This is a genomic window from Christiangramia crocea (assembly GCF_022410465.1).
In the GTDB taxonomy this organism is placed as follows: domain Bacteria; phylum Bacteroidota; class Bacteroidia; order Flavobacteriales; family Flavobacteriaceae; genus Christiangramia; species Christiangramia crocea.
The window spans coordinates 382,796-404,754 of the sequence record NZ_JAJSON010000025.1; the positions used below are offsets into that span (position 1 = coordinate 382,796).

The 21,959-nt window shown below is 38.6% G+C and carries 25 protein-coding genes; 9 read left to right on the forward strand and 16 right to left on the reverse strand.

The features are described 5' to 3' along the window. Positions 1-62: 62 nt before the first annotated feature. Positions 63-1,301, forward strand: coding sequence for an ABC transporter permease (locus tag LU635_RS13255; RefSeq protein ID WP_240099974.1), 1,239 nt, complete (start codon positions 63-65; stop codon positions 1,299-1,301). Between the two features lie 22 nt (positions 1,302-1,323). Here LU635_RS13255 and LU635_RS13260 read toward each other — a convergent pair whose 3' ends face one another. From LU635_RS13260 to rpsF, 4 genes are all read right to left on the reverse strand, one after another. Beyond that, entirely contained in the window at positions 1,324-1,797 is a 474-nt protein-coding gene (locus LU635_RS13260) for a DUF6495 family protein (RefSeq protein WP_240099975.1), read from the reverse strand. Positions 1,798-1,935: 138 nt separating this feature from the next. Then, positions 1,936-2,385, reverse strand: coding sequence for a 50S ribosomal protein L9 (gene rplI, locus LU635_RS13265; protein WP_240099976.1), 450 nt, complete (start codon positions 2,383-2,385; stop codon positions 1,936-1,938). 12 nt (positions 2,386-2,397) lie between these two features. Continuing rightward, positions 2,398-2,697, reverse strand: coding sequence for a 30S ribosomal protein S18 (gene rpsR, locus LU635_RS13270; protein WP_156284614.1), 300 nt, complete (start codon positions 2,695-2,697; stop codon positions 2,398-2,400). A gap of 2 nt (positions 2,698-2,699) precedes the next feature. Further along, the gene (rpsF, locus tag LU635_RS13275) at positions 2,700-3,038 is read right to left on the reverse strand and encodes a 30S ribosomal protein S6 (RefSeq protein ID WP_240099977.1); all 339 of its coding nucleotides are present in this window, start codon (positions 3,036-3,038) and stop codon (positions 2,700-2,702) included. 163 nt (positions 3,039-3,201) lie between these two features. On the opposite strand from rpsF, the gene LU635_RS13280 reads away from it, so the two are divergent. Continuing rightward, complete coding sequence (locus tag LU635_RS13280; RefSeq protein WP_240099978.1) at positions 3,202-3,915, forward strand: LytR/AlgR family response regulator transcription factor; 714 nt, start codon at positions 3,202-3,204, stop codon at positions 3,913-3,915. A 50-nt stretch (positions 3,916-3,965) separates the two neighbouring features. Here LU635_RS13280 and priA read toward each other — a convergent pair whose 3' ends face one another. The 5 genes from priA to nadC all read right to left on the reverse strand — a co-directional run bounded on the left by priA (position 3,966) and on the right by nadC (position 9,358). After that, positions 3,966-6,419: a replication restart helicase PriA gene (priA, locus tag LU635_RS13285; protein WP_240099979.1), complete on the reverse strand. Its 2,454-nt coding sequence runs from the start codon at positions 6,417-6,419 to the stop codon at positions 3,966-3,968. 142 nt (positions 6,420-6,561) lie between these two features. Next, positions 6,562-6,948 carry a DUF2147 domain-containing protein gene (locus tag LU635_RS13290; RefSeq protein ID WP_240099980.1) on the reverse strand — a complete coding sequence of 129 codons (387 nt, stop codon included), beginning with the start codon at positions 6,946-6,948 and terminating at the stop codon, positions 6,562-6,564. A 40-nt stretch (positions 6,949-6,988) separates the two neighbouring features. Then, positions 6,989-7,549 (reverse strand): chalcone isomerase family protein, encoded by a 561-nt coding sequence (locus LU635_RS13295; protein WP_240099981.1) that lies wholly within the window; start codon positions 7,547-7,549, stop codon positions 6,989-6,991. A gap of 26 nt (positions 7,550-7,575) precedes the next feature. Next, complete coding sequence (locus LU635_RS13300) at positions 7,576-8,499, reverse strand: YihY/virulence factor BrkB family protein (RefSeq protein ID WP_240099982.1); 924 nt, start codon at positions 8,497-8,499, stop codon at positions 7,576-7,578. A 1-nt stretch (position 8,500) separates the two neighbouring features. Beyond that, positions 8,501-9,358 carry a carboxylating nicotinate-nucleotide diphosphorylase gene (nadC, locus tag LU635_RS13305; protein ID WP_240099983.1) on the reverse strand — a complete coding sequence of 286 codons (858 nt, stop codon included), beginning with the start codon at positions 9,356-9,358 and terminating at the stop codon, positions 8,501-8,503. A 51-nt stretch (positions 9,359-9,409) separates the two neighbouring features. Between nadC and rlmH the strand changes: the two genes are divergently transcribed. The 4 genes from rlmH (at position 9,410) to LU635_RS13325 (ending at position 13,296) form a co-directional block, all read left to right on the forward strand. Next, a complete protein-coding gene (rlmH, locus tag LU635_RS13310; protein ID WP_240099984.1) occupies positions 9,410-9,883 on the forward strand; it encodes a 23S rRNA (pseudouridine(1915)-N(3))-methyltransferase RlmH in 474 nt (157 codons plus the stop codon). A gap of 9 nt (positions 9,884-9,892) precedes the next feature. After that, a complete protein-coding gene (locus LU635_RS13315) occupies positions 9,893-10,465 on the forward strand; it encodes a non-canonical purine NTP diphosphatase (protein WP_240099985.1) in 573 nt (190 codons plus the stop codon). Between the two features lie 213 nt (positions 10,466-10,678). Continuing rightward, positions 10,679-12,460, forward strand: a complete 1,782-nt coding sequence (locus LU635_RS13320) for a DEAD/DEAH box helicase (RefSeq protein ID WP_240099986.1) — start codon at positions 10,679-10,681, stop codon at positions 12,458-12,460. Positions 12,461-12,543: 83 nt separating this feature from the next. Next, entirely contained in the window at positions 12,544-13,296 is a 753-nt protein-coding gene (locus LU635_RS13325; RefSeq protein ID WP_240099987.1) for a carboxypeptidase-like regulatory domain-containing protein, read from the forward strand. Here the strand turns inward: LU635_RS13325 and LU635_RS13330 are convergent, their stop codons facing one another. Continuing rightward, the gene (locus LU635_RS13330) at positions 13,297-13,827 is read right to left on the reverse strand and encodes an SRPBCC family protein (protein WP_240099988.1); all 531 of its coding nucleotides are present in this window, start codon (positions 13,825-13,827) and stop codon (positions 13,297-13,299) included. A gap of 36 nt (positions 13,828-13,863) precedes the next feature. Further along, a complete protein-coding gene (locus LU635_RS13335; RefSeq protein WP_240099989.1) occupies positions 13,864-14,517 on the reverse strand; it encodes a TrmH family RNA methyltransferase in 654 nt (217 codons plus the stop codon). Positions 14,518-14,800: 283 nt separating this feature from the next. Here LU635_RS13335 and LU635_RS13340 point away from each other — a divergent pair, with 283 nt between their 5' ends. Continuing rightward, positions 14,801-15,484: an SIR2 family NAD-dependent protein deacylase gene (locus LU635_RS13340; RefSeq protein ID WP_240099990.1), complete on the forward strand. Its 684-nt coding sequence runs from the start codon at positions 14,801-14,803 to the stop codon at positions 15,482-15,484. Positions 15,485-15,632: 148 nt separating this feature from the next. Continuing rightward, entirely contained in the window at positions 15,633-16,970 is a 1,338-nt protein-coding gene (purB, locus tag LU635_RS13345; RefSeq protein ID WP_240099991.1) for an adenylosuccinate lyase, read from the forward strand. 47 nt (positions 16,971-17,017) lie between these two features. Here purB and LU635_RS13350 read toward each other — a convergent pair whose 3' ends face one another. From LU635_RS13350 to LU635_RS13365, 4 genes are read right to left on the reverse strand one after another with little or no spacing between them, the layout of a single operon-like run. Then, a complete protein-coding gene (locus tag LU635_RS13350; protein ID WP_240099992.1) occupies positions 17,018-17,641 on the reverse strand; it encodes a DUF4252 domain-containing protein in 624 nt (207 codons plus the stop codon). A 3-nt stretch (positions 17,642-17,644) separates the two neighbouring features. Beyond that, the gene (locus LU635_RS13355; protein WP_240099993.1) at positions 17,645-18,172 is read right to left on the reverse strand and encodes a DUF4252 domain-containing protein; all 528 of its coding nucleotides are present in this window, start codon (positions 18,170-18,172) and stop codon (positions 17,645-17,647) included. A 12-nt stretch (positions 18,173-18,184) separates the two neighbouring features. Further along, positions 18,185-18,640: a hypothetical protein gene (locus tag LU635_RS13360; protein WP_240099994.1), complete on the reverse strand. Its 456-nt coding sequence runs from the start codon at positions 18,638-18,640 to the stop codon at positions 18,185-18,187. After that, positions 18,627-19,136, reverse strand: a complete 510-nt coding sequence (locus LU635_RS13365) for an RNA polymerase sigma factor (protein ID WP_240099995.1) — start codon at positions 19,134-19,136, stop codon at positions 18,627-18,629. The genes LU635_RS13360 and LU635_RS13365 overlap by 14 nt, the downstream gene beginning before the upstream one ends. Positions 19,137-19,270: 134 nt before the next feature. Between LU635_RS13365 and LU635_RS13370 the strand changes: the two genes are divergently transcribed. After that, positions 19,271-20,827: a S41 family peptidase gene (locus LU635_RS13370; protein ID WP_240099996.1), complete on the forward strand. Its 1,557-nt coding sequence runs from the start codon at positions 19,271-19,273 to the stop codon at positions 20,825-20,827. 57 nt (positions 20,828-20,884) lie between these two features. Here the strand turns inward: LU635_RS13370 and LU635_RS13375 are convergent, their stop codons facing one another. Then, a complete protein-coding gene (locus tag LU635_RS13375; protein WP_240099997.1) occupies positions 20,885-21,958 on the reverse strand; it encodes a YncE family protein in 1,074 nt (357 codons plus the stop codon). Between the last annotated feature and the right edge of the window lies 1 nt (position 21,959).

Sequence of the window (21,959 nt, forward strand, 5' to 3'; positions counted from 1 at the left end):
GAAATTTTAAGTAACAAAGTCCTAATTTTATAGTCTAACCGGTAAGACCGAAAATCAGTTACATGTTTTCACTCCTTCGGGAAAATATCAGGATCGCACTTAACTCTATAAGGAGCCAGTCATTAAGAACCATTCTTACTGTACTTATCATTGCGATTGGAATAACTGCCCTCGTGGGGATTCTAAGTGCCGTAGCGGCGCTTGAAAACACGATCAGCAAGGACTTTGCTTCTATGGGAGCCAACACATTTAATCTTCAGCGATATGAGTTCCGCACCCAGAGTTTTGGAAATGAGGAAAGAAAAGTAAATCCCATTATAAGCTACCGGGAAGTAAAGGAATTCGAAGAAAAATTTGAATATCCCTATACCGAGACGGCCATTTCATTTACCGGTACGGGTTCTGCCGAAATAAAATATGAGAATGAGAAGACCGATCCGGAGATTTCGGTTAAGGGAGTTAATGAATATTTTCTTGAAAATTCGGGGCTCAAAGTTGAAAGTGGTAGAGAATTTAATGTTTTTGATATCAAAAACAATAATAATGTTGCGGTGATAGGCTCTGATTATAAGGATGGGATATTCAAAGGATTTGACCCTGTGAACAAGACCATCAGCATTCGGGGAGCAAAATTTAAGGTGATTGGAGTCCTGGAATCTAAAGGAAGTACTTTTGGGAACAATCAGGATCTTCAGGTCTTTATTCCCATTCAGCACGCGCGTTCCCTTTTTTCCCAGCCTAATATAAATTACAGTTTGAGCGTAAAGGTTGAAAACAAAGAATTACTTGATGCGGCAATGGATGAAGCCATCATCACCTTCAGGAATATTCGCGGATTAAGTCCAAAGGAGGAAAATAATTTCGGGCTGGAACGAAGCGACGACCTGATCAACCGGATATTAAGAATCACCGGCGCCCTTAATATCGCGGCCTGGATCATCTCAATAATTACGATTTTCGGTTCCTCCATTGCGCTTATGAACATCATGCTGGTTACAGTAACCGAAAGGACAAGGGAAATTGGAGTAAGAAAAGCACTGGGAGCAAAGAAAAACACTATTGCCACTCAATTCTTTTTGGAAACCCTGGTGATCGGGCAAATTGGGGGAATACTGGGAATAATACTAGGTATCCTGATTGGTTATATAGTTGCCAATTCCCTGGATTTCAATTTCACAACTCCATGGAAAGCCATGTTATGGGCTACAGGAATTACCATACTGGTCGCAATACTCGCAGGTAGTTATCCGGCTGCAAAAGCTGCCAAACAGGATCCTATCGAATCGCTCCGTTACGAGTAAAATTAATGTGAAAATGTACTAATTAACCCTGAACAACATTTTCAAAATATTGGTATAATTCTCCTTTTGTAATATTAGCACCCTGCTTTATAAGTGCAAAAATGTCTTTATTCCGGTCATCGCTCATGGCTTTTGTAGAGGTATAGATATTTACCGAATCATCCAGTAGGTTATTCTGCAACCAGGTATAGCCTTCTCTTGTGGTAATATCTATTGCTTCATTCCCAACTTTTATAGCAATCAGATTGATCGTTACCCCGGTTATTTGGAACAGAAATATCTGGTTTGGAGAGAAATGTTCCAGATATTCAACCTTATTAAGCACCCCTTCCCAGATTATGTCGCTAAAAACATCCATTTCCTCTTCTGCGACCTGTGGCTTCTCCTTCTTAATCTTTTCCCACTCATCTGCGGTAATGGATTGTGTAGCCAGAAAATTAATGAATTCCTGGTGCATTTCTTCAAATTGCTCTTTGGTTAACCTTGCGTATTTCATTTAATGCCATTTTTAGAACACTTCTTCATTTTCAGAAAGAAAAGTTCAGCTGTATTTCTGAAATGTAAAAATTCAGTTTTCTTAAATAGAAAAGCCCACTCATAAAATGAGCAGGCTTTTTACTTTGAGTAAAATAAATTAAGCTTCCGCTACAACGTCAAAGGTGTAGTTGGCAACCACTTCACGATGAAAACGCAAAGTTGCTTCATACTGTCCTAATCGTTTGATGTTACCACCAGCGATGCTAATATATTTCTTATCGATCTCCACATCCTCTTTTGCAAGAGCATCAGCTAAATCTCCATTAGTGATGGAACCGAATAACTTATCACCTGCTCCTGCTTTTGCAGTAAGTTTTATTTCCAGGCTGTTAAGTTTTTCAGCTTGTTTCTTAGCTTCGTCGATATGCTTTTGTTCCTTATAGGCACGCTGCTTTAAAGTTTCCTGAAGAACCTTTTTTGCAGAAGGAGTTGCAAGTTCAGCAAAACCATGTGGAATAAGATAATTTCTGCCATATCCGTTCTTTACAGATACCACATCATCTTTAAAACCTAAATTATCTACGTCTTTTTTAAGTATCACTTCCATAACTGCCTCTTTTTATTTTAATAAATCACCTACGTAAGGCATTAATGCTAAGTGACGCGCACGCTTAACCGCTGTGGCCACTTTTCTCTGGAACTTCAAAGAAGTACCTGTTAAACGACGTGGTAACAATTTACCCTGCTCGTTCACAAAGCCCATTAAGAAATCAGGATCTTTGTAATCTACATACTTGATTCCTGATCTTTTAAACCTACAATACTTCTTCTTTGTGGTAGTTTCTATATTAAGAGGAGTAAGATACCTGATCTCTCCGTCTTTTTTACCTTTTGCCTGTTGTTCAATAGATGTTGCCATGGTTACGCTTTTTCCTTGTTACGTTTTCTTCTTTTTTCAGCCCAGGCGATCGCGTGCTTATCTAACTTCACAGTAAGATAACGCATCATACGCTCGTCTCTTCTAAACTCAAGTTCCAAAGGCTCGATCGCTTCACCGGGAGCCTTAAATTCGAATAAGTGATAAAAACCACTCTTTTTGTGCTGGATTGGGTAAGCAAGCTTTCTAAGCCCCCAATCTTCTTTAGCTACCATCTCGGCCCCTTTCGAAACAAGAAAATCTTCGTATTTCTTAACTGTTTCCTTTATCTGCTCATCAGATAAAACGGGATTCAAGATGAAAACAGTTTCATAATTGTTCATAAAAAATTACTTTAAATTAAATCGGGTGCAAAAATAGAATTATTAATTGATATTTCAAAGCCTATTAAGAAGGATAAAACACTATTTTTGTCGATGAAAAAATATTTTACCTTGTATTTCTTATTTTTAATGAGTAATATTGTTAATGCCTAACTTATAAACCGTGGAAGAAGTTTTACTCAAATGTGCTGTCGTAGATGATTCAAGCCTTCAACGGCTCTCCATCGTTAAATTGATTAAGGATCATCCCAATCTAAAGCTGGTAGCGGAATACAACAATGCCATAGAGACCAAAAACGGACTACTGGATACAGAAACCGACCTGATATTTCTTGATATTGAAATGCCTATTCTCTCTGGTTTTGAACTTCTTGATAATCTTCCCAACAAACCACAAATTATATTCGTAACCGGTAAAACCAAATATGCTTTTAAAGCATTTGATTATGATGCGGTGGATTACATTCACAAACCGGTTACTAAGGAAAGATTCAATAATGCAGTAAATAAGGCTGTGAATCTTTATAAACTGAAGCATCAAACTGCAGCTCCGGAAGATGAAGACTTCATATTCGTAAAGAGCAATCTTAAGAACAGAAAGGTTTTTCTTAGTAAACTAAAGTATATACAGGCGCTTGGGGATTACGTTAAATTCGTTACCGAAAAGGATAATTTCGTGGTACTGGCTACTATGAAGTCATTTGAGAAACAGCTCCCCAGCGATCGTTTCTTAAGAACCCATAAATCTTATATTGTAAACCTTGATAAGATAGAACGTTACAATAGTAAGAATATAGAAATAGATAAGGAAAAATTGCCGCTAAGCCGTCATAAGAAGAATGACCTGGTAGAAGCCCTGAGTGCAATTCAGCAATAGAACTAACACTCTTTATATAAACTCTAAGCCATTCTAAAGAATGGCTTTTTTTATTGAGGATCAACATTAACCACAACCCTAACCGACCTGTAGGCCCCAATAGCCCGGAAGCTGGTCAAAATACGATGCACCACTTTCTTGGTTTTTCCCAGAGACTGTTTCTGAGGAATTTTGATAAGAATATTCTTATAATATTCATTTCTTATCCTTGCCACCGGCGGAAATTCTGGACCCAGAATATAGCGATCAAAAACATTTTCCAGAGCTCTTGCCAGCCAGTCGGCAGCTTCATTGGTCATGGAATAATCCCGGCATTTTAGAGTTAACCGTATTAACCTGAAATAAGGCGGATATTGATATTGATACCGGTCTTCCAGTTGCTCCTTATACATTTCTATATAAGAACCGGTTGAAACCTGCTGAATTATCTGGTGATACGGATTATAGGTCTGGATAAGCACCTTACCCCTTTTCTTTGTTCTTCCAGACCGCCCGGCCACCTGAAGCATCAACTGAAAACTTCTTTCATGCGCCCGGAAATCGGGAAAATTTAAAAGATTATCGGCATTCATAATTCCTACAAGACTTACTTTCCGGAAGTCAAGACCTTTAGTGAGCATTTGAGTACCTATGAGTATATCAGTTTCCTGAGCTTCAAAAGCCTCTATGATCTTCTCATAGGCATACTTTCCCCTGGTGGTATCCTGATCCATCCGTCCGATATTATGCTTTGGGAATAGTGCTTTCAACTCAGTCTCAACCTGCTCGGTTCCAAATCCCTTTGTAGTGATCTCACTGCTGCCACATGCCATACACTGTTGCTGCATGGCGATATGATAACCGCAATAATGACAACGTAACTGGTTATTATGGCTGTGAAAAGTAAGACTTACATCACAGTTTGGACACTGAGGTGAATGCCCACAGGTATTACATTCCATAATTGGCGAAAAACCCCTTCTGTTCTGAAAAAGAATTACCTGCTCCTCTTCCTTAAGGCTCTCCTTGATCTCCTCTAACAGTCTTTCGGAGAAATGGCCGGTCATTTTTTTCTTACGGTGAGCAGTTTTGATATCAACCACCTCTACCTCAGGCATCATTACATTCCCGTAGCGCCTGCTGAGTTCAACCAAAGCATATTTATTATGTTCGGCATTGAAATAGGATTCGATGGAGGGAGTCGCCGAGCCCAGAATAATATTTGCTTTGAAAAGATTTGCCAGTACAACGGCAGAATCCCTGGCATGATAACGAGGTGCAGGATCAAATTGTTTAAAAGTAGACTCATGTTCCTCGTCAACCACTACCAGTCCGAGATCCTGAAATGGCAAAAATATACAGGATCTTGCCCCTATTACTATTTTCCCTTTTTCAGAATTCTCAAGAACATGCCTGTAGATCTCCACTCTTTCATTCAGGGAGTATTTACTATGATAGACCAGGACCTTCTCTCCGAAATAATTCTGAAGCCTTTTAATTAGCTGGGTGGTTAGTGCAATTTCGGGCAGCAGATATAAGGCCTGTTTCCCCTTATTTAATGCTTCCTCTATCAATTTAATATAGATCTCGGTCTTTCCAGAAGAGGTCACTCCATGCAGAAGGCAAACCTTATCTTCCTGAAAATTCTGTTGTATTTCTTCAAAAGCCTGTTGCTGAATCTTATTAAGATTGATCTCATGGTTGGAGATTTCACCTTTAAAATTAATACGGTCTGTCACTTCATAGAACTCTTCGAAAATCCCTTTATCAATCAGACTTTTAAGAACTCCGGCACTCGCCCCGGATTCCTGAAGCAGCTTTTTTGTCTTTAACGCTTTCTTTGATTTCGCAGTGATAGAAAAATAACTTAGTAAGACCTCCCTCTGTTTGGGGGCTCGCGAAAGATCATCTAAAAGTTGATGCATTTCCGTTTCAGCCTCATAAGCGGGGTTCAACTTCACATATCTTACTTCTTTCGGTTTGAATTGCTCATAAATCTCCTGGTTAAGATCCACCAGGTCTTTCATAACCAGTTTATTGATAACAGGAAGAACCTTCTTTTTATCAAGAAGCTGTTCAACTTCCTGAATCTTCATGGAAGATTGTCGCTGCAAAGCTTCGATCACCAGGTATTCGTCATCATTAAGCTCAGAGGCATCAGGCCGGGCATCCTTACTTAGCTTTACGATACTTTCGCTTTCCAGTAAAAAAGCCCCAGGTAAAGCTGCTCTCATAACATCCCCTTCAGAGCATAAATAATAGGAAGCTATCCATTTCCAGAAACTGAGCTGTTCCGGAGTAAGTAAGGCTTTTTCATCAAGGATCTGATGGATTGGTTTCGCTTCATAGACCTCCGGAGGATTCTGATGAATATCAGCGACTATGCCGGTATAGATCCTGTTCTTACCAAACGGAACTGCAAGTCGCATTCCCGGTTGTATGAAGTTAGCTTCTTCTGCTGTCAGGCTATAGGTAAAACGCTTTTCAAGTGGTAATGGTAGAATGAGGTCTGCGAAATATGACATTATAGCTGGTTAGTTTATACAATGGAAAAAGCTGCTTTTAAAGTAACTTACTTTCTAAACTGAGAATTCAAAAATATTAAGAATCTTTAGTTATTTGAAAGTAATGCTAAAACTTTAAAAGCAGCTTTTTTGAATATTTATTTTATTCAGCTCTTTGCCAGGTCTTGGTTTTATAGAAAAATGCCAGGTAACCCCTAACTTTTAGAACATCAGGGTTTTCTTCATCCAGCCATATCTTGCAGCGGTATTCCTTTCCCGTTTTAGGATCTATAATGGTCCCGTCAACATATTTATCACCTTCCTTTTTAAGACCCTTCATTAGCTCCATACCTTCAATGGGTTGGTTTTTCATTTCCCCATCACATTCGGTACAGAGGCGATCGCGATCTTCTTTTTTGATGATGCGGTCAACTTTACCATAGAGCTCATCTCCTTTTTTATAGATCTTGATAATAGAATTCACATCTCCTTCAGAATTCCTGTTCTCCCATTTTCCAATCACTTCCTGTGACTGTAAAGGAAACGTCATTGTTAAAAAGAATACCGTATAAAAGAAAAATCCTCGCATATTATTTACCAAGCATGGCTTCTTTAAGGTCATCATCGGCCGGCCTGTTGGAAAGCCAAATTCCAAATAGGGCTTTTTTGAAGTCCATACCTTCAATAGTCCCCAGTTCTTTATTGTTCTTATAGGCTACAACTCCTTTAGACGGAAGATAAACGATATCAAACACGTCGTTTTTTTTGATCTCCTCCATAAAAAAGCTTCTGAATTTTTCAATCTCGGAAGCTAAAGGCTTTGTATTTCCTGAAGTTGAATTTTCAAAACCTTCATTTACAGCATCAATCATTTTATCGCTGGAGATAAGCTTGGAAACAATATGAAGTTTTATGCTCATAGGTTCATTAGCAGAAACTATAGCTGAGGCATCTGAAGATTTCCCATTAAGATAAAGGCCTCCTGCATAAAGGTCTATCCAAAGTTTTTCTCTCACACCGGCACCATTCAGTTGAAGATCCTGCCCTTGAAAATTAACTTTATTGGGTAAGTCTACTCCACCAACTTCGGTTTGAGCGGTGGCAAAATTAAGGCCCATTAAGGCGATCATTATGAAAATTATTTTCTTCATTTTTTAAGATTTAAATTCGTTTAAAGTTATTTAAATTTCCTTTTAAGTTTTATCAAAGAAGCATTAAGTTCAAAACCTAAAAGCAACATATTGGAGTTGAGCCATATATAGAACATAAGTATTAAAAGAGCACCAATTGAACCATATAGTTCATTATAACTCGAAAAATTAGTAATATATAAACTGAATAAGAATGTAGTTATCAATATAAGTATTGTTGTTAACAATGCTCCTACCGAAAAAAACCTTGCCTGCCTTGCCTCCCTGGTTCCGAAATAGTACAGAATAGCAACAGCAGTATAGATCAGTATTATAAATCCAATATATTTAATCAGGTTCGCTCCAAAACCTTCGGCATTTACGATTCCCAGACTACTCAGGTCATCTATGGCATAGGTAATGTAAACCGCTCCTATAACAGATATGAGCAACAACAGTGCCAGTATGAGGGATACACCAACAGCCACTGCATACTGCCTTGGGATAGACCTGTTGGTTCGGGTATGATAACTGAATTCAAACCCCGTAAAGATGGCATTCACACCGTTGGTCATCAAGAAAATAGAAAGTATAAATGCTATGGATAATAATCCACCCCTGGGAGTATTGGCTATATCGTAGAATATATCCCCAAAAAATTCGGAGGTATTAGGAGGTAACAGTGTCTCCATAAAAAGCAGGAACTCTATCTGAAAATCATCGATAAAGGTGATATAGGGAATAAGGTTAAGAACAAAAAGCAAAAAAGGAAAGATCGCCATAAAAAAACTGAACGCGATGGAACTCGCTCTTGTTGAGAAAGTTCCTTTAATGATACCTCCCCAATAGATAATCCATAAATTATAAAGCGACAAGCCTTCTAAACCAGGCAGGATTATCTTCTTGGTCTTGGTCTTCCACCAATCAGATAATCTGTCAAGTTTGGATTGAATCGCTTTTTTTGGGGCCATATTAAACGGCTTTTAAGCTAAGATCCAGATTGTGTACAGAATGCGTTAGAGCTCCGCTGGAAATAAAATCAACTCCACACTCGGCAAAATTCCTTGCGGTTTCAAGGGTGATCCCTCCACTGGATTCTGTAAGACACTTTCCGTTTATCAGGTCCACGGCCTTCCGGGTATCCTCATAACTAAAATTATCTATCAGTATCCTGTAAATACCGTCAGATTTGAGGATTTCCCTGATCTCTTCCATATCCCTGGCTTCTACAATGATCTTGAGATTCAGACCCTTTTCCTTTAGATAGTCTTTAGTTTTGTCTATTGCTTTCGTAATCCCACCAGCAAAATCAATATGATTGTCCTTAAGCATGATCATATCATAAAGTGCGAAACGATGGTTTTCTCCCCCTCCTATTTTCACGGCCCATTTCTCAAGCGCCCTTATGCCAGGAGTCGTTTTACGGGTGTCGAGTATTTTTGTTTTTGTACCCTCAAGCTGCTGAACAAATTCAAAAGTCTTAGTCGCTATGGCGCTCATTCGCTGCATGGCATTCAGCACCAGTCTTTCAGCTTTGAGGATACTTTGAGAAGAGCCTTCCACATAAAAGGCAATATCGCCCCGTTTAACCGGCTCCCCATCTTTTATATGAACCTCAACCTTCATATCTGGATCTACATATTCAAAAACTTTCCTGGCGAAATCAACCCCTGCAAGAATTCCCTGATCTTTAACAAGCAGTTTTGCTTTTCCGGTAGCATTTTCAGGAATACACGCGAGGGAGCTGTGATCTCCATCACCAACATCTTCCCTGATTGCATTTTTTATAATAATTTCAATTTCTTTTTCGAATTGTTCCGGTGAGATCATTTTCTCTGCTTATTTTTGTAAATGTAGTAAAGTCTGTACTAAAATCACGGGATGACCATAAAATTAGTCTGTATAGGAAAAACAGATAAAAAGGAACTTGAAGACTTAATAGACATCTATTCTAAGAGGCTTAAGCACTATATTAAATTTGAGATGGAGATAATCCCAGACCTTAAAAAGACCAAAAACCTTGATGAACAACAGCAGAAATCAAAGGAAGGAGAACTAATACTTTCAGGGATCCAGAATTCAGATTTTCTGGTCTTACTCGATGAAAACGGAAAACAATTCACTTCCGAGACATTTTCAGAATATATCCAGAAACGTATGAATACCGGTCTGAAAAGACTGATATTTGTAATAGGAGGTCCATACGGATTCTCTGAAGAAGTATATAAAAGAGCTGATTCCAAAGTTTCGCTTTCAAAGATGACATTTTCACACCAGATGGTCCGGCTGTTCTTCACTGAACAATTATACAGAGTTTTTACAATATTAAAGAATGAACCTTATCACCATCGATAATCATACACTATGAAATTAGTTTTCGCCACGCATAACAGGAATAAATTTATCGAAATAAAAAGTTTATTACCGGACCATATTGAGCTGCTTTCCCTGGATGATATTGGCTGCAGTGAAGATATTGAGGAGACAGGAAAAAGTATAGACGAGAATGCCATTATAAAAGCAGAATATGTTCGAAATCATTATGGATATGACTGCTTTGCCGATGATACCGGCCTTGAGGTTGATTCCTTAGCAGGTGCTCCTGGAGTTTTTTCGGCCAGGTACGCAGGCGATAATAAGGATGATGAGGCCAATATAAAAAAACTGTTGGACCAGCTTAAAGAAAGAACCTCCAGAACCGCAAGGTTCAGGACGGTAATTGCCTTAAACCTTAAGGGTAACGAAAATCTTTTTACAGGAATTTGTGAGGGATCAATATTGAATGAAAAAAGAGGTAATAGTGGTTTTGGTTATGATCCCATCTTTCTTCCTAAAGGTTATGACAAAAGTTTTGCAGAAATGAACCTATCAGAGAAATCTGCTATCAGTCATCGGGGTAAAGCTTTCAGGGAATTAATTGAATACTTATCGCAATGATCTGAAACTCCTTAAATAACACTTAAATAATTTATTATCAGCTATTTAAATTAAAATCCCACATTATCCTTCCAAACTAAAATAAAAGACTATATTTGCCGCTTGAAAATTCCTCAGGGTGAGGATGTGTTACTGGAAGTTTAGGTTTAAGTATGTCGATTCGCTTCTATATGTAACACTTACATATTATAATCGAATACTTACATAAAACGAATGAACGCATTCCAAAAACTTGGACTGGACGCAGATTTGCTTCAGGCCATTAACGACATGGGCTTTGAAACCCCCAGTGAAGTCCAGGACAAATCAATACCAATTTTATTAGAACAGGAGACCGATCTTGTAGCGCTTGCGCAAACAGGAACCGGAAAGACCGCTGCTTTTGGTTTTCCCCTTATTCAGAAACTCGATCCCAGTTCCAAAAAAACTCAGGCATTAATACTTTCACCCACACGTGAACTATGTCTGCAGATAACTAATGAACTTAAGAACTATTCAAAGTATAAAAGATCTCTAAATGTGGTCGCCGTCTATGGTGGAGCAAGTATCACCGAACAGGCCCGTTCTATTGAAAGGGGAGCACAGATCATCGTAGCAACTCCTGGGAGGATGCAGGACATGATAAGAAGAAGGCTGGCTGATATATCTTCTATTGGATATTGTGTACTGGATGAAGCAGATGAAATGCTTAACATGGGATTCTATGAGGATATAAAAAGCATTCTTTCCCACACTCCCAAAGAGAAAAAAACATGGTTGTTTTCAGCAACTATGCCAAAGGAGGTAGCCAAGATCGCTTCAAAATTCATGGATAATCCGGTAGAGATAACAGTTGGTTCCAAGAACAAAGGAACTGCGAATGTTTCTCACGAATATTATCTGGTTAATCATCGAAACAGATACGATGCCTTAAAAAGGCTGGCCGATGCAAATCCTGATATTTTTTCGGTCATCTTTTGCCGTACAAAGCGAGACACACAGAAGGTTGCTGAAAAGCTTATCGAAGACGGGTACAATGCAGCAGCCCTGCATGGAGACCTTAGTCAGAATCAGCGTGACCTGGTAATGAAAAGTTTCAGGACTCGACAGATCCAGATGCTTGTAGCAACCGATGTTGCCGCAAGGGGTATTGATGTAGATGATATTACACACGTGATCAACTACCAGTTACCTGATGAAATAGAAACTTACACTCACCGTAGCGGTAGAACCGGAAGAGCAGGAAAGAACGGTGTTTCCATGGTGATCATTTCAAAAAGTGAGGTTAGGAAGATCAGAACTATTGAAAAGATCATTCAGCAGAAATTTGAGCAAAAAGAAATACCTGATGGTATGGAAATTTGCAAGACACAGCTATTCCATCTTGCCGATGATATTCGGAAAACAGAGATCAATCATGAGATCGATCCTTATTTACCTACTATAAATGAAGCCCTGGAAGATTTCACAAAAGAAGAATTGATCAAGAAATTCTTTTCAGTTGAGTTCACACGCTTTTTTAACTATTATCAAAAAGCTCCAGACCTGAGTTCAGAAAGTGCTGGAGGAAGACCGGAGGTTTCAGAAGGGAATACAAGATATTTTATCAATGTTGGATCTAAGGATGGTTTTGACTGGATGAGCTTAAAAGATTTCCTTAAAGCAGAGCTTAACCTTGGAAGAGATGATGTATTCAAGGTAGATGTAAAAGGAAGTTTCTCTTTCTTTAATACTGATGAACAACATACCGATCTTATCCTGAAAACTTTCAGTGAGTTTAATCACAATGGAAGATTTATAAATGTTGAGGTCACCAAAGATCAGAAATCTGACAAAGGCGGCAGAAGAAGAGAACGCAGTGGAGGAAGAAGGAACAATTCCAGGAATGATGACAAAAAAGGTGAAAACTTCAAAGGAAGAAGAAGATCAGACAGAAGTGATAAAAAAGGCGGAAGAAAAGGCAGCCGAAATAAAAATATCGAAACCTCATTAAAGAGAAGACGGTCAAAAGCTTAATTAAAGAAAAAAAATGCCAGACTTAATTCTATAAGTTTGGCATTGTTTTTTATAAGGATTTTATATTTTTAGGCCCAGTTGTTATGAAAAACACCCTTTTAATATTTTTTCTTCTATTCACAGGTTGGCTTTCCGCACAGGATGTGGTGTCTGGAACCGTGATGAATGCTTCAAATGATAAACCTATTGAAAATGTTCATATAGTAAACCTCAATCAGGTGAAGGGAGCGGTAACCGGTGAAAATGGAGAATTTCAGCTTCAGGCTACCGTGAATGACACGTTGTACTTTTCTTACCTGGGTTTTAGGTCGATCAGAGTTCGGGTAACCAATGACTGGTTGAAATACGGAAATGTAAAGGTGAAAATGACCGAGCTTGGTTTTGCACTGGAAGAGGTAACTGTGAACTCTGTAAATTTAACTGGTTATTTAGAAATTGATGCCAAGAATATTCCAATCTACGATAATCGACGTTACAGTATTTCCGGCTTAAATACGGGATACGAAGGCGGCGATTCTTCACCGAGTGCAGTAACAAAAGCCCTGAGCTCCTTATCGAATCCTGCAGATCTCGTCTATAATATTTTTGGAAACAGGCCAAGGCAAATGAAGAAACTGCGGCAGATGAAGCAGGATGAGAATATCCGGGAGCTTTTAAGAAATAAATTTGACAGGGAAACTCTTATGGCCCTTCTTCAGGTAAACAGGGCTGAGATAGATGAAATTCTCAATAATTGTAATTACTCTCAGGATTTTATGAGGACAGCGAACGATCTGCAGATCCTGGATGCAATTAGCAGCTGTTACGAGGAATATAAGGTACTTCAGAAGAATTAATTAACGATCTTCCAGTATTCCCTTTAAATTCTTTAGACCTTTTTCAAAGTTTTCCCCCAGGGCTTTCTCCGGGGAATGGAACAGGCTTATGATAGTCAGCGGAAATGCAAGATGGCCTCTCACCCCCCAAACCATCTTTGTTTTTTCAGGTTCTAACTCTTTAACCCCAATATAGGTAAGTGCATTTACTTTAACAGGTTTAATAAACAGGATCTTTGTTTCAAAGATACGCCCCTGTTTAGCCTTAACTATCCGCTGAATCCCCTCACCTACTTTATTATTTCCTTTCCAGTAGAAACTGGCTCCGGGCTTACCATCTTCCCCTTTGTATTTCATAATAGCTTCAGGATCTCTGGAGAACCAGGGGTTCCATAATGGCTGTTTTTTGAGCTGTCTTACGAAATTATAAACCTCTTCCCGGGATTTATTGATCACTACAGTTCGGCTTACATCATAATCTTTCCTGGCCCATGCATGCAGGAAGGCAAAGAAGGTTATTATCGCTATGATCAGATAAAAAAACAGTGTCATTGGCTGGCTTTCTGGGCGGTAAAAAGTTACAAATAATTACTGATTAAGGAAGCGTTCAATTATCTGATCTGAATTTTTTATTGTTTTTTTTGTCCAGTCCATCCTGATCAGGTTTTTTTCTTCCTCGGTTAAACGCCATTCCACTTTCGAATTTTTAAGTTTTTGAGTTAATGTATGTAAGATTATAGCCGCTGAAACCGAAATATTCAAGCTTTCGGTAAAACCCACCATAGGGATCTTTATGGTTGCATCAGCCTCTTCCATTACTTCCTCTGAAAGACCTTCCTTTTCGGTTCCGAAAAAAATGGCCGAAGGAGAAGAAATATCAAAATCATCCAGCATACAAGAATCATCATGCGGACTTGTAGCTACAATCCTATAGCCTTTATTTCTAAGGCTCCCGATGCACTCCCTTGCAGAATTATAGCGATTGACATCCACCCATTTCTGGGCTCCCATCGCGATCTCCTTATCTATTCTTCTTGGGAACTTTTCCTCAATCACATGTAAATTCTGTATTCCGAATACATCACAGCTCCTAACCACAGCACTTGTATTATGTAACTGATAGACATCCTGGGCAACCAGGGTAAAATGGTTTGTACGCTCTTTCAGCACTTTTTCAAAAAGGGCTTTCCGGCGGGGAGTAAGATAATCCTGAAGGTAAGTTAGAATTCTTTGGTCGAACATAACGAAGGTAAAAATAAAAAAACCCGAGACGAAGTAAGGTTCTTTTCATCAAATAATTTTGACCAAATGCAAATAACTTCCAATTTCACTTTGATCCATAAGAACACAAGGTTCTTTTGTATTAAAATGCATTTGGTATATCCATAAAACCAATCAGTTCATAGTAAGATTGATCGGTTCTAAAATAATCATCACACCGCCCCTGCTTCAAAAGAACTTTTTATTAGAAATATAAAGTTTTATCATATTTTAATTAACTTTTGGAATAGTTTTAAGTGAAAGTATGGAAAGGATTTGTGTTTTAACCGGTGCGGGAATAAGTGCAGAAAGCGGAATAAAAACCTTCAGGGACGCCTATGGGCTCTGGGAAGGACATGATGTTATGGAGGTGGCATCCCCTATAGGATGGGAAAGAAATAAACAACTGGTACTCGATTTTTATAATCAGAGAAGAAAACAATTACTAAAGGTTCAACCGAATAAAGCGCATAAAGCGCTGGTAAGACTGGAAGAAAAATATCATGTGGAGATCATTACTCAGAATATCGATGACCTTCATGAAAGAGCAGGAAGTAAAAATGTCACCCATCTTCATGGCGAACTGCTTAAAGCCCGTAGCACCTTTAATGAAGACCTTGTGATGGACTGGAAAAAAGATATTTGTATTGGAGACTTTTGTGAACACAATTCCCAGCTACGCCCGCATGTAGTCTGGTTTGGAGAAGCCGTTCCAATGTTTCAAAAAGCTGCTGAAATATCTGAAACTGCAGATATATTAATGGTGATAGGAACTTCTATGCAGGTTTATCCAGCAGCCGGACTTGTTGATTTTGTACCTGCTGGCATTCCTATTTATTTTATAGACCCCAAACCCAATATCAGGGAAACCGGGAATCTTGAGATCATTGAAAAAAAAGCTGTGGAAGGAGTTCCTGAATTAGTAGACCGACTTTTGATTAACGAATAAATGTTTCCTGCAAAAACCTCAAAAATTAAACGGGTATCCCCCCATGCTTTAAAGTAAGAGCCTTGGAGATTGTAACGAAATTCAAAGAGTAGTTTTATAGTAAATTTTGAAGCGGTATCTTTACGCTTTTAATTTATAAAAGTAAAAGATGACATCCTTATCTGCAGTATCACCAATAGACGGACGCTACAGGTCCAAAACCAGAAAACTTTCGGCCTATTTCAGTGAAGAAGCATTAATCAAATACAGAATCAAAGTAGAGGTGGAATATTTTATCGCCTTGTATGAACAAGGGCTACCTCAATTAAAGGATGTGGATCCCAATAACTTTAAGAGAATAAGAGAATTATATGAAAACTTTACTGCACTTGATGCTCAGGCCGTAAAGGAAATTGAGAAGGTCACCAATCACGATGTAAAGGCTGTAGAATATTATTTAAAGGAAGAATTCGACAAGCTGGGAATGGAGACTTCAAAAGAATTTATCCATTTCGGACTTACCTCACAGGATATCAACAATACGGCAATTCCATTGAGTCTAAAGGATGCCATCCTGGAAGTTTACCTGCCTTCTTTAAATGAAGTTCTTACAAAACTGGAAGAACTATCTTCAGAATGGAAAGACATTCCATTACTGGCAAGAACCCATGGTCAGCCAGCATCGCCTACGAGACTTGGTAAGGAGATCGAAGTATTTACCGTTAGGATCAAAGAACAGATCAAATTACTCGAAGATATTCCTCACGCTGCAAAATTTGGTGGGGCTACAGGTAATTACAATGCTCATAAGGTTGCCTATCCTGAAACTGACTGGAGAAAATTCGGCCAGAATTTTGTTGAAAGCAAACTGGGCTTACATCACTCCTTCCCTACCACACAAATTGAGCACTACGATCATATGGCGGCTCTGTTTGATGCGCTGAAACGCATTAATAACATATTTATCGATCTGGACAGGGATATATGGACCTATATCTCTATGGACTATTTCAAGCAGAAGATCAAAAAAGGAGAGATAGGCTCTTCGGCCATGCCGCACAAAGTAAATCCCATAGACTTTGAGAACAGTGAAGGCAACCTTGGTATAGCGAATGCGATCTTTGAACATCTTTCGGCCAAACTTCCGGTTAGCCGACTTCAGCGGGATCTTACTGACAGTACTGTTTTAAGGAATATCGGAGTTCCTTTTGGACATACGATCATTGCATTCAAATCTACTCTTAAAGGATTGAATAAATTATTGCTGAATAAGGCAAAACTAAATAAAGACCTGGAAAACAACTGGGCTGTAGCAGCTGAAGCCATTCAAACCATTTTGAGAAGAGAGGGTTATAAAAATCCCTATGAGGCTTTGAAAGGTCTAACAAGAACTAATGAAAGAATAACGGAAAAAAGTATTTCAGAATTCATAGACCAGCTTGATGTCTCAGAAGAGATCAAAAAGGAATTACATAAAATAACTCCTCAAAATTATACAGGTATCTAAATAAAAAGCCCCGATTCGGGGCTTTTTACTTTCAACTAATTAAACGACTATTCAACAGTAGAGTCATTTTTTGATACAGTATCAGATACTGTTCCAGTATTTACCTCCATCATTAAAGAATCTTTCTTTTTATCGGTCCCGGATTCAAAGATCCCTCCCAGGCCTTTGATTCCTTCCACGTTCACATCATCTTTATCAAGAGATTTCATTAATTTCATAATCTTCTCAGGATTCATATCCTCTCCCAGGACTCTCGCAACTCCAAGACCTTTCTCATCATCATACCCATAAACAATCAGTTCGTCAATGGCGTCTTCTTCCCCGGTAAAATATAATTCGGCCTTACGGTTCCCTCCACCATACTTCATAAGCAACTGATATCTTTCGTCCTTAAAAATATCATTCAGTTTAGCTTTCTCCTCTTCAAACTTTTCCGGATGCTGATCTGCTCTAATCGCAAGCACGTTGATCTTTTTTATACTTTGCATAGTAGCTCTTTGCTCTTCATCGAGTGATTCAAGATTTGCGAACATGCTAGGCGGAACATCCATTGCAAGAAATTCTGTACTCTCCTGGTTATCCACATAATACTTCTGAAGTGATTTTCCGTCATCGCAGGATGCGAGGATAGCGAAGAAAATAAAGGCGAATAAAATTTTAAATGTTTTCATTTTCTATGATTTTTTGTTGGCTTTTTTTAATTCTTCAGCTCCGGGAACTTTAAGATCGGCTGTCAACTTTGAAAGTTGGGAAAGATCTATCTCTCCTGTTATACTTAAGATTATCGAAATTGGTTCTCCTTCGCTCTGTCCATCAAGGAACATAAATAATTCTTTTACATAATTATCGTTTTTCCCTGGCATAGAGTAAAATTTGATATTCTTCCCATCTTCATTAACACGCATCAATTCTTCCAAAGATCCTTTTTGAAGGTAGGATTTAACATCGGCCGCCATTTGTGACCTTACATTCGCATTCGAGGATTTATATATCTGGATACGATCAAGGTTTTCTATAAGCTTCATGTATTCCCGTGCTTCGGGGTCACTTTCACTTAAATCTACTTTAGCAAGCATTTTAAACATCTTACTGGTCATTACCATAGCATCCACTTCTTTCATATTTTCATATTTCTCAAAAGCTTGAGAAGTAGAAAGCATGGGCGCTAATGCTAACAGGAGGGTAATTACTAATCTATTCATGATTTCTGGTTTTTAATCTATTTGTATTATTTTGTTTTTAGTTTTGTTAAATTCTTTCAGGTAAACTAGATCTGCCTTCCCTTCATTCATAAACTGGGAAACCATATTTAGCGTTTCTTTGGTCTTTTCCAGTGCCAGTTCTTCATCACTTATTGTTCCTAAATCATTTTCATTAAGCTCACGCGAGGAGTCATTGAAGAAAAACACCCCTAATGCAACAATAAGGATGGCTGCGATAGAAGTCCAGGAATACCAGTTTCTCTTAGTTCCTGCAGATCTCACCCAGGGAGATCTTTCCATAGTTTCATTTTTCTGTTTTGCTGAAAACATGAAGATAAGCTGGTAGGATCTTAAATGTTCGGGTACTTCCCCATTTAAAAAGTACTCTCTGAGTATATTTTCCTCGGCCAGTGAAGTCTTACCTTCATCATATCGTTCCAGTAGCTTCTCAATTTTACCTGATTCCATAATTGTGTTTCTTTATTAAGTTTTCCCTGATTGCTTTTCTTGCCCTGGAGAGGGCCACTCGTATTGCTGTTTGGTTCATCTCCATGATCTCGGCAATCTCTTCGTAATCATATTGTTCTATATCCCTTAGCTGGAAGATCATTTTTTGCTGCTCCGGCAGGTTTTCAACGATCTTTTGCAGCCAGTCCATCTCATCATTCAATTCCACTTCCGATTGAAGAGAGGGCCCGTGATTCTGATAATTCTGATGCACTATTCGTAAGTGACTGTTTTGTTTGGACTTTAACTGGTCCAGACAATAATTTTTGGTCACCGTCATCGCAAAGGCTTCGATGTTGGCATAATGCTTGATCTTTTCCTTACGACTCCATAGTTTAAGAATTACCTCCTGGGTGGCATCTTCAGCAGCTTCCTTTGATGTAAGCAGTCTTAATGCCATCCGGTACATTTTATCCTTCACAGGATCTATAATTTTCAGGAAGGTGCGTTCTTTCATTTGGTTTTGGTTGGTTTTATAATACCTTCTCAACTTTACGACGAGTCACATGTAGTTTTGTTACAATTAATTTTAAAATTGTAAGAATGTATCTATTTTTAGAAAAAAATTGTTTATTAATCCATTCTTAATTTATGAAAGTATATAAATATTTAATGTTATTTCTTCTAGCAGGAGGGATACTTACCTCGTGCGCAAAGGAAGACATTGATGATAATGTTAAAGAGACAGGTGAACTGCCTGGAGAAGAGCCCACGAGCGACCTGCAATTGGAGATTAAAGATTTCATCTGGAAAGCCATGAATTTCATCTATCTATATAAGGATAATGTAGCTGTTCTTCAGGACGATTACTTTACTACCCAGGCAGAATTAAACTCTTATCTGGAAGATTGGAACAGCCCGGAAGACCTGTTCTATGACGGTTTGGTTTATCAGTATGGCGAGGTAGATGAATTTAGTTTTATGGTAGATGACTATGAAGAACTGGAAAACAGTTTTTCAGGAATCAGAACTACTACGGGTATGAATATAGCTGCAGGGCCCACCTGCGAAACCTGTAATAACTGGTTTATTGCTGTAAGATATGTTCTCCCTGGTTCTCCTGCCGATGAGAAAGGTATAAAAAGAGGAATGGTTTTCACTGAAGTAGATGGTACTGAATTTACCTCCAGTAATATCAACCAGCTTCTATCAAATGAAACCTTAACCCTTACTTATGGAGAAATACAGGACGGAGAAGTTGTTAGTACCGCTGAAACTGTCACTCTTACCAAAGTAACCATAACAGAAAATCCAGTATTAGTATCTAAAACCATTGACCTTGACGGAATAAAAGTGGGATACCTCATGTACAATAGATTTACTCACGATTTTGATGATGAATTAAATGATGCTTTTGGGCAGTTTAAAGCCGATGGTGTTACAGAACTAGTTTTGGATTTGAGGTATAACCCCGGCGGGAGAGTTACTTCTGCGGTAGACCTGGCTAGTATGATTACAGGTCAGTTTAAAGGTGAAGTGCTTATACGTCAGCAATGGAATAGCGAGTGGCAGGCAGCTTTTGAAAGTCAAAATCCGGAGGCTTTGATCGATAAATTTGATGATATGATCTTTGACGGAGATGAGTCAGATTCAGGTCATGAAGCCCATGATCCTATGCCAATTAATAGTTTAAATTTAGATAAAGTGTATATAATTGCAACTGGCTCATCAGCTTCAGCAAGCGAACTGGTGATGAACGGATTGGCAGCACATATAGATGTGGTTCATGTAGGGACAAGAACCGTTGGTAAGGTTCAGGCTTCTACTACACTATATGATGCAGATGTTCCATACTGGACTAAAGAAAATGTAAATCCAGAGCATAAGTATGCTATTCAGCCTTTAATCTATTCTTTAACAAACAATAATGGGGAAGCATATCCCGATGGATTGATCCCTGATATAGAGCAACAGGAATATGTTAGCACTTATGGTACGTTAGGAGATCCTACAGAACCTCTTCTTGCTTTAGCCCTGAATGATATTCAAAGTAACCGAATGTTACAGGAAGCATTTCAAAAACCAGGTGTACTTTCGGTATTACCATATGACAGCAACTCAAAAGATCTTGATTTTCAGAGAATGTATACAGATGACCTTCCTCTGCTTCAGGGAAAAAAACCTGGGGTGAGTTTTGAAAAAGAGTAATTTTAAGAATATATAAAAATTAAAAAAATCCCCGCCAAGAGCGGGGATTTTTATTGGTTAATCATTAAAATATATTCCATTCGGATTGATCCCCGCTGAAAACTGATCCGTTAAATTACCATCTGAAAGGTTGTAGACATAAAGCATCCCGTCCCCGGTAAAATCGGCATTCGGTGAGGCTACATATATTTTTCCGTTATGGATCTCAAAACCGTATAACAAAGCCGGTTCCTCAAGTTTAAATTCAGAAGATGGCTGCATGGTACTCATGTTATAACTATATACTGTTTTGCCTATGGTAAGATATACATCACTCCCTTCCAGGCTCAAATTATTTGGATGCATTGAACTATCCGGAAAATCGAATTCTTCCACGACCTGGTTATTGCTAACATCTATATTTGATAGTTTACCAGCAGTCTCTGTTTCGGCATATGAAGGCTTTCCTCCTGATAACACCCAAAGATTACTTCCATCAACTACCATAGAATTAGGAAGGTCTCCCACCTCTATTTCATCTTCTACTTCATTATTTCCGGTATTGATTACGGAAACGATATTATTAAATGAAAACCCACCTGTATGGGCCACAAAAAGTTTTTCATTTACAGCCAGGACTTTCTCAGGACCCTCTGCAACCGAAATCGATTTTATAAATGAAAAGTCTGCCAGATCGAAGACAGCCACAAAATCATCATCAGGGTCCATCCCGTCTCCCCAGTTACTAACATAGATCTTATTCCCCGTAACTTCAGCATAACGAGGATTCATTAATTCTGTGTCTATTGTGGCCAGGCTTTCAAAAGTATACCGGTTCACCACCTCGATCTTATTGGAAACATTTACCACTATAATGGCGAAATCTTCATATAATTCAATACTCTGAGCGGTATCTCCCAGTTCACTTCCATTGATGTTCATAAAAACCTTGCTTTCCATCTGCTCCATATCCTTGTCAATAAAGCTAACAGAAGCATTGCCGGAGCCAAAATTACCTTCGTTCAACACAAAAATTCCGGATTCGAATTCAGCTTCCTCTTCAGGCAGCGGCGGGCAACAATCGGTATCATCATCACAGGAATTAAAAAAGAAGACTAAAGAGAGTAACAGTAATAAGTGTTTGTAGTTCATA

What these genes read in the sequence shown, in the direction of transcription:
- rpsF (WP_240099977.1), bottom strand. Translation starts at nt 3,038, where the DNA reads ATGAACAATTATGAAACTGTTTTCATCTTGAATCCCGTTTTATCTGAT.
- LU635_RS13365 (WP_240099995.1), bottom strand. Translation starts at nt 19,136, where the DNA reads ATGAAAGAACGCACCTTCCTGAAAATTATAGATCCTGTGAAGGATAAA.
- LU635_RS13260 (WP_240099975.1), bottom strand. Translation starts at nt 1,797, where the DNA reads ATGAAATACGCAAGGTTAACCAAAGAGCAATTTGAAGAAATGCACCAG.
- rlmH (WP_240099984.1), top strand. Translation starts at nt 9,410, where the DNA reads ATGACCATAAAATTAGTCTGTATAGGAAAAACAGATAAAAAGGAACTT.
- LU635_RS13355 (WP_240099993.1), bottom strand. Translation starts at nt 18,172, where the DNA reads ATGAATAGATTAGTAATTACCCTCCTGTTAGCATTAGCGCCCATGCTT.
- LU635_RS13300 (WP_240099982.1), bottom strand. Translation starts at nt 8,499, where the DNA reads ATGGCCCCAAAAAAAGCGATTCAATCCAAACTTGACAGATTATCTGAT.
- rpsR (WP_156284614.1), bottom strand. Translation starts at nt 2,697, where the DNA reads ATGGCAACATCTATTGAACAACAGGCAAAAGGTAAAAAAGACGGAGAG.
- priA (WP_240099979.1), bottom strand. Translation starts at nt 6,419, where the DNA reads ATGTCATATTTCGCAGACCTCATTCTACCATTACCACTTGAAAAGCGT.
- purB (WP_240099991.1), top strand. Translation starts at nt 15,633, where the DNA reads ATGACATCCTTATCTGCAGTATCACCAATAGACGGACGCTACAGGTCC.
- LU635_RS13315 (WP_240099985.1), top strand. Translation starts at nt 9,893, where the DNA reads ATGAAATTAGTTTTCGCCACGCATAACAGGAATAAATTTATCGAAATA.
- LU635_RS13325 (WP_240099987.1), top strand. Translation starts at nt 12,544, where the DNA reads ATGAAAAACACCCTTTTAATATTTTTTCTTCTATTCACAGGTTGGCTT.
- LU635_RS13360 (WP_240099994.1), bottom strand. Translation starts at nt 18,640, where the DNA reads ATGGAATCAGGTAAAATTGAGAAGCTACTGGAACGATATGATGAAGGT.
- LU635_RS13330 (WP_240099988.1), bottom strand. Translation starts at nt 13,827, where the DNA reads ATGACACTGTTTTTTTATCTGATCATAGCGATAATAACCTTCTTTGCC.
- LU635_RS13370 (WP_240099996.1), top strand. Translation starts at nt 19,271, where the DNA reads ATGAAAGTATATAAATATTTAATGTTATTTCTTCTAGCAGGAGGGATA.
- LU635_RS13335 (WP_240099989.1), bottom strand. Translation starts at nt 14,517, where the DNA reads ATGTTCGACCAAAGAATTCTAACTTACCTTCAGGATTATCTTACTCCC.
- LU635_RS13350 (WP_240099992.1), bottom strand. Translation starts at nt 17,641, where the DNA reads ATGAAAACATTTAAAATTTTATTCGCCTTTATTTTCTTCGCTATCCTC.
- nadC (WP_240099983.1), bottom strand. Translation starts at nt 9,358, where the DNA reads ATGATCTCACCGGAACAATTCGAAAAAGAAATTGAAATTATTATAAAA.
- LU635_RS13375 (WP_240099997.1), bottom strand. Translation starts at nt 21,958, where the DNA reads ATGAACTACAAACACTTATTACTGTTACTCTCTTTAGTCTTCTTTTTT.
- LU635_RS13295 (WP_240099981.1), bottom strand. Translation starts at nt 7,549, where the DNA reads ATGAAGAAAATAATTTTCATAATGATCGCCTTAATGGGCCTTAATTTT.
- LU635_RS13320 (WP_240099986.1), top strand. Translation starts at nt 10,679, where the DNA reads ATGAACGCATTCCAAAAACTTGGACTGGACGCAGATTTGCTTCAGGCC.
- rplI (WP_240099976.1), bottom strand. Translation starts at nt 2,385, where the DNA reads ATGGAAGTGATACTTAAAAAAGACGTAGATAATTTAGGTTTTAAAGAT.
- LU635_RS13340 (WP_240099990.1), top strand. Translation starts at nt 14,801, where the DNA reads ATGGAAAGGATTTGTGTTTTAACCGGTGCGGGAATAAGTGCAGAAAGC.
- LU635_RS13290 (WP_240099980.1), bottom strand. Translation starts at nt 6,948, where the DNA reads ATGACGTTTCCTTTACAGTCACAGGAAGTGATTGGAAAATGGGAGAAC.
- LU635_RS13255 (WP_240099974.1), top strand. Translation starts at nt 63, where the DNA reads ATGTTTTCACTCCTTCGGGAAAATATCAGGATCGCACTTAACTCTATA.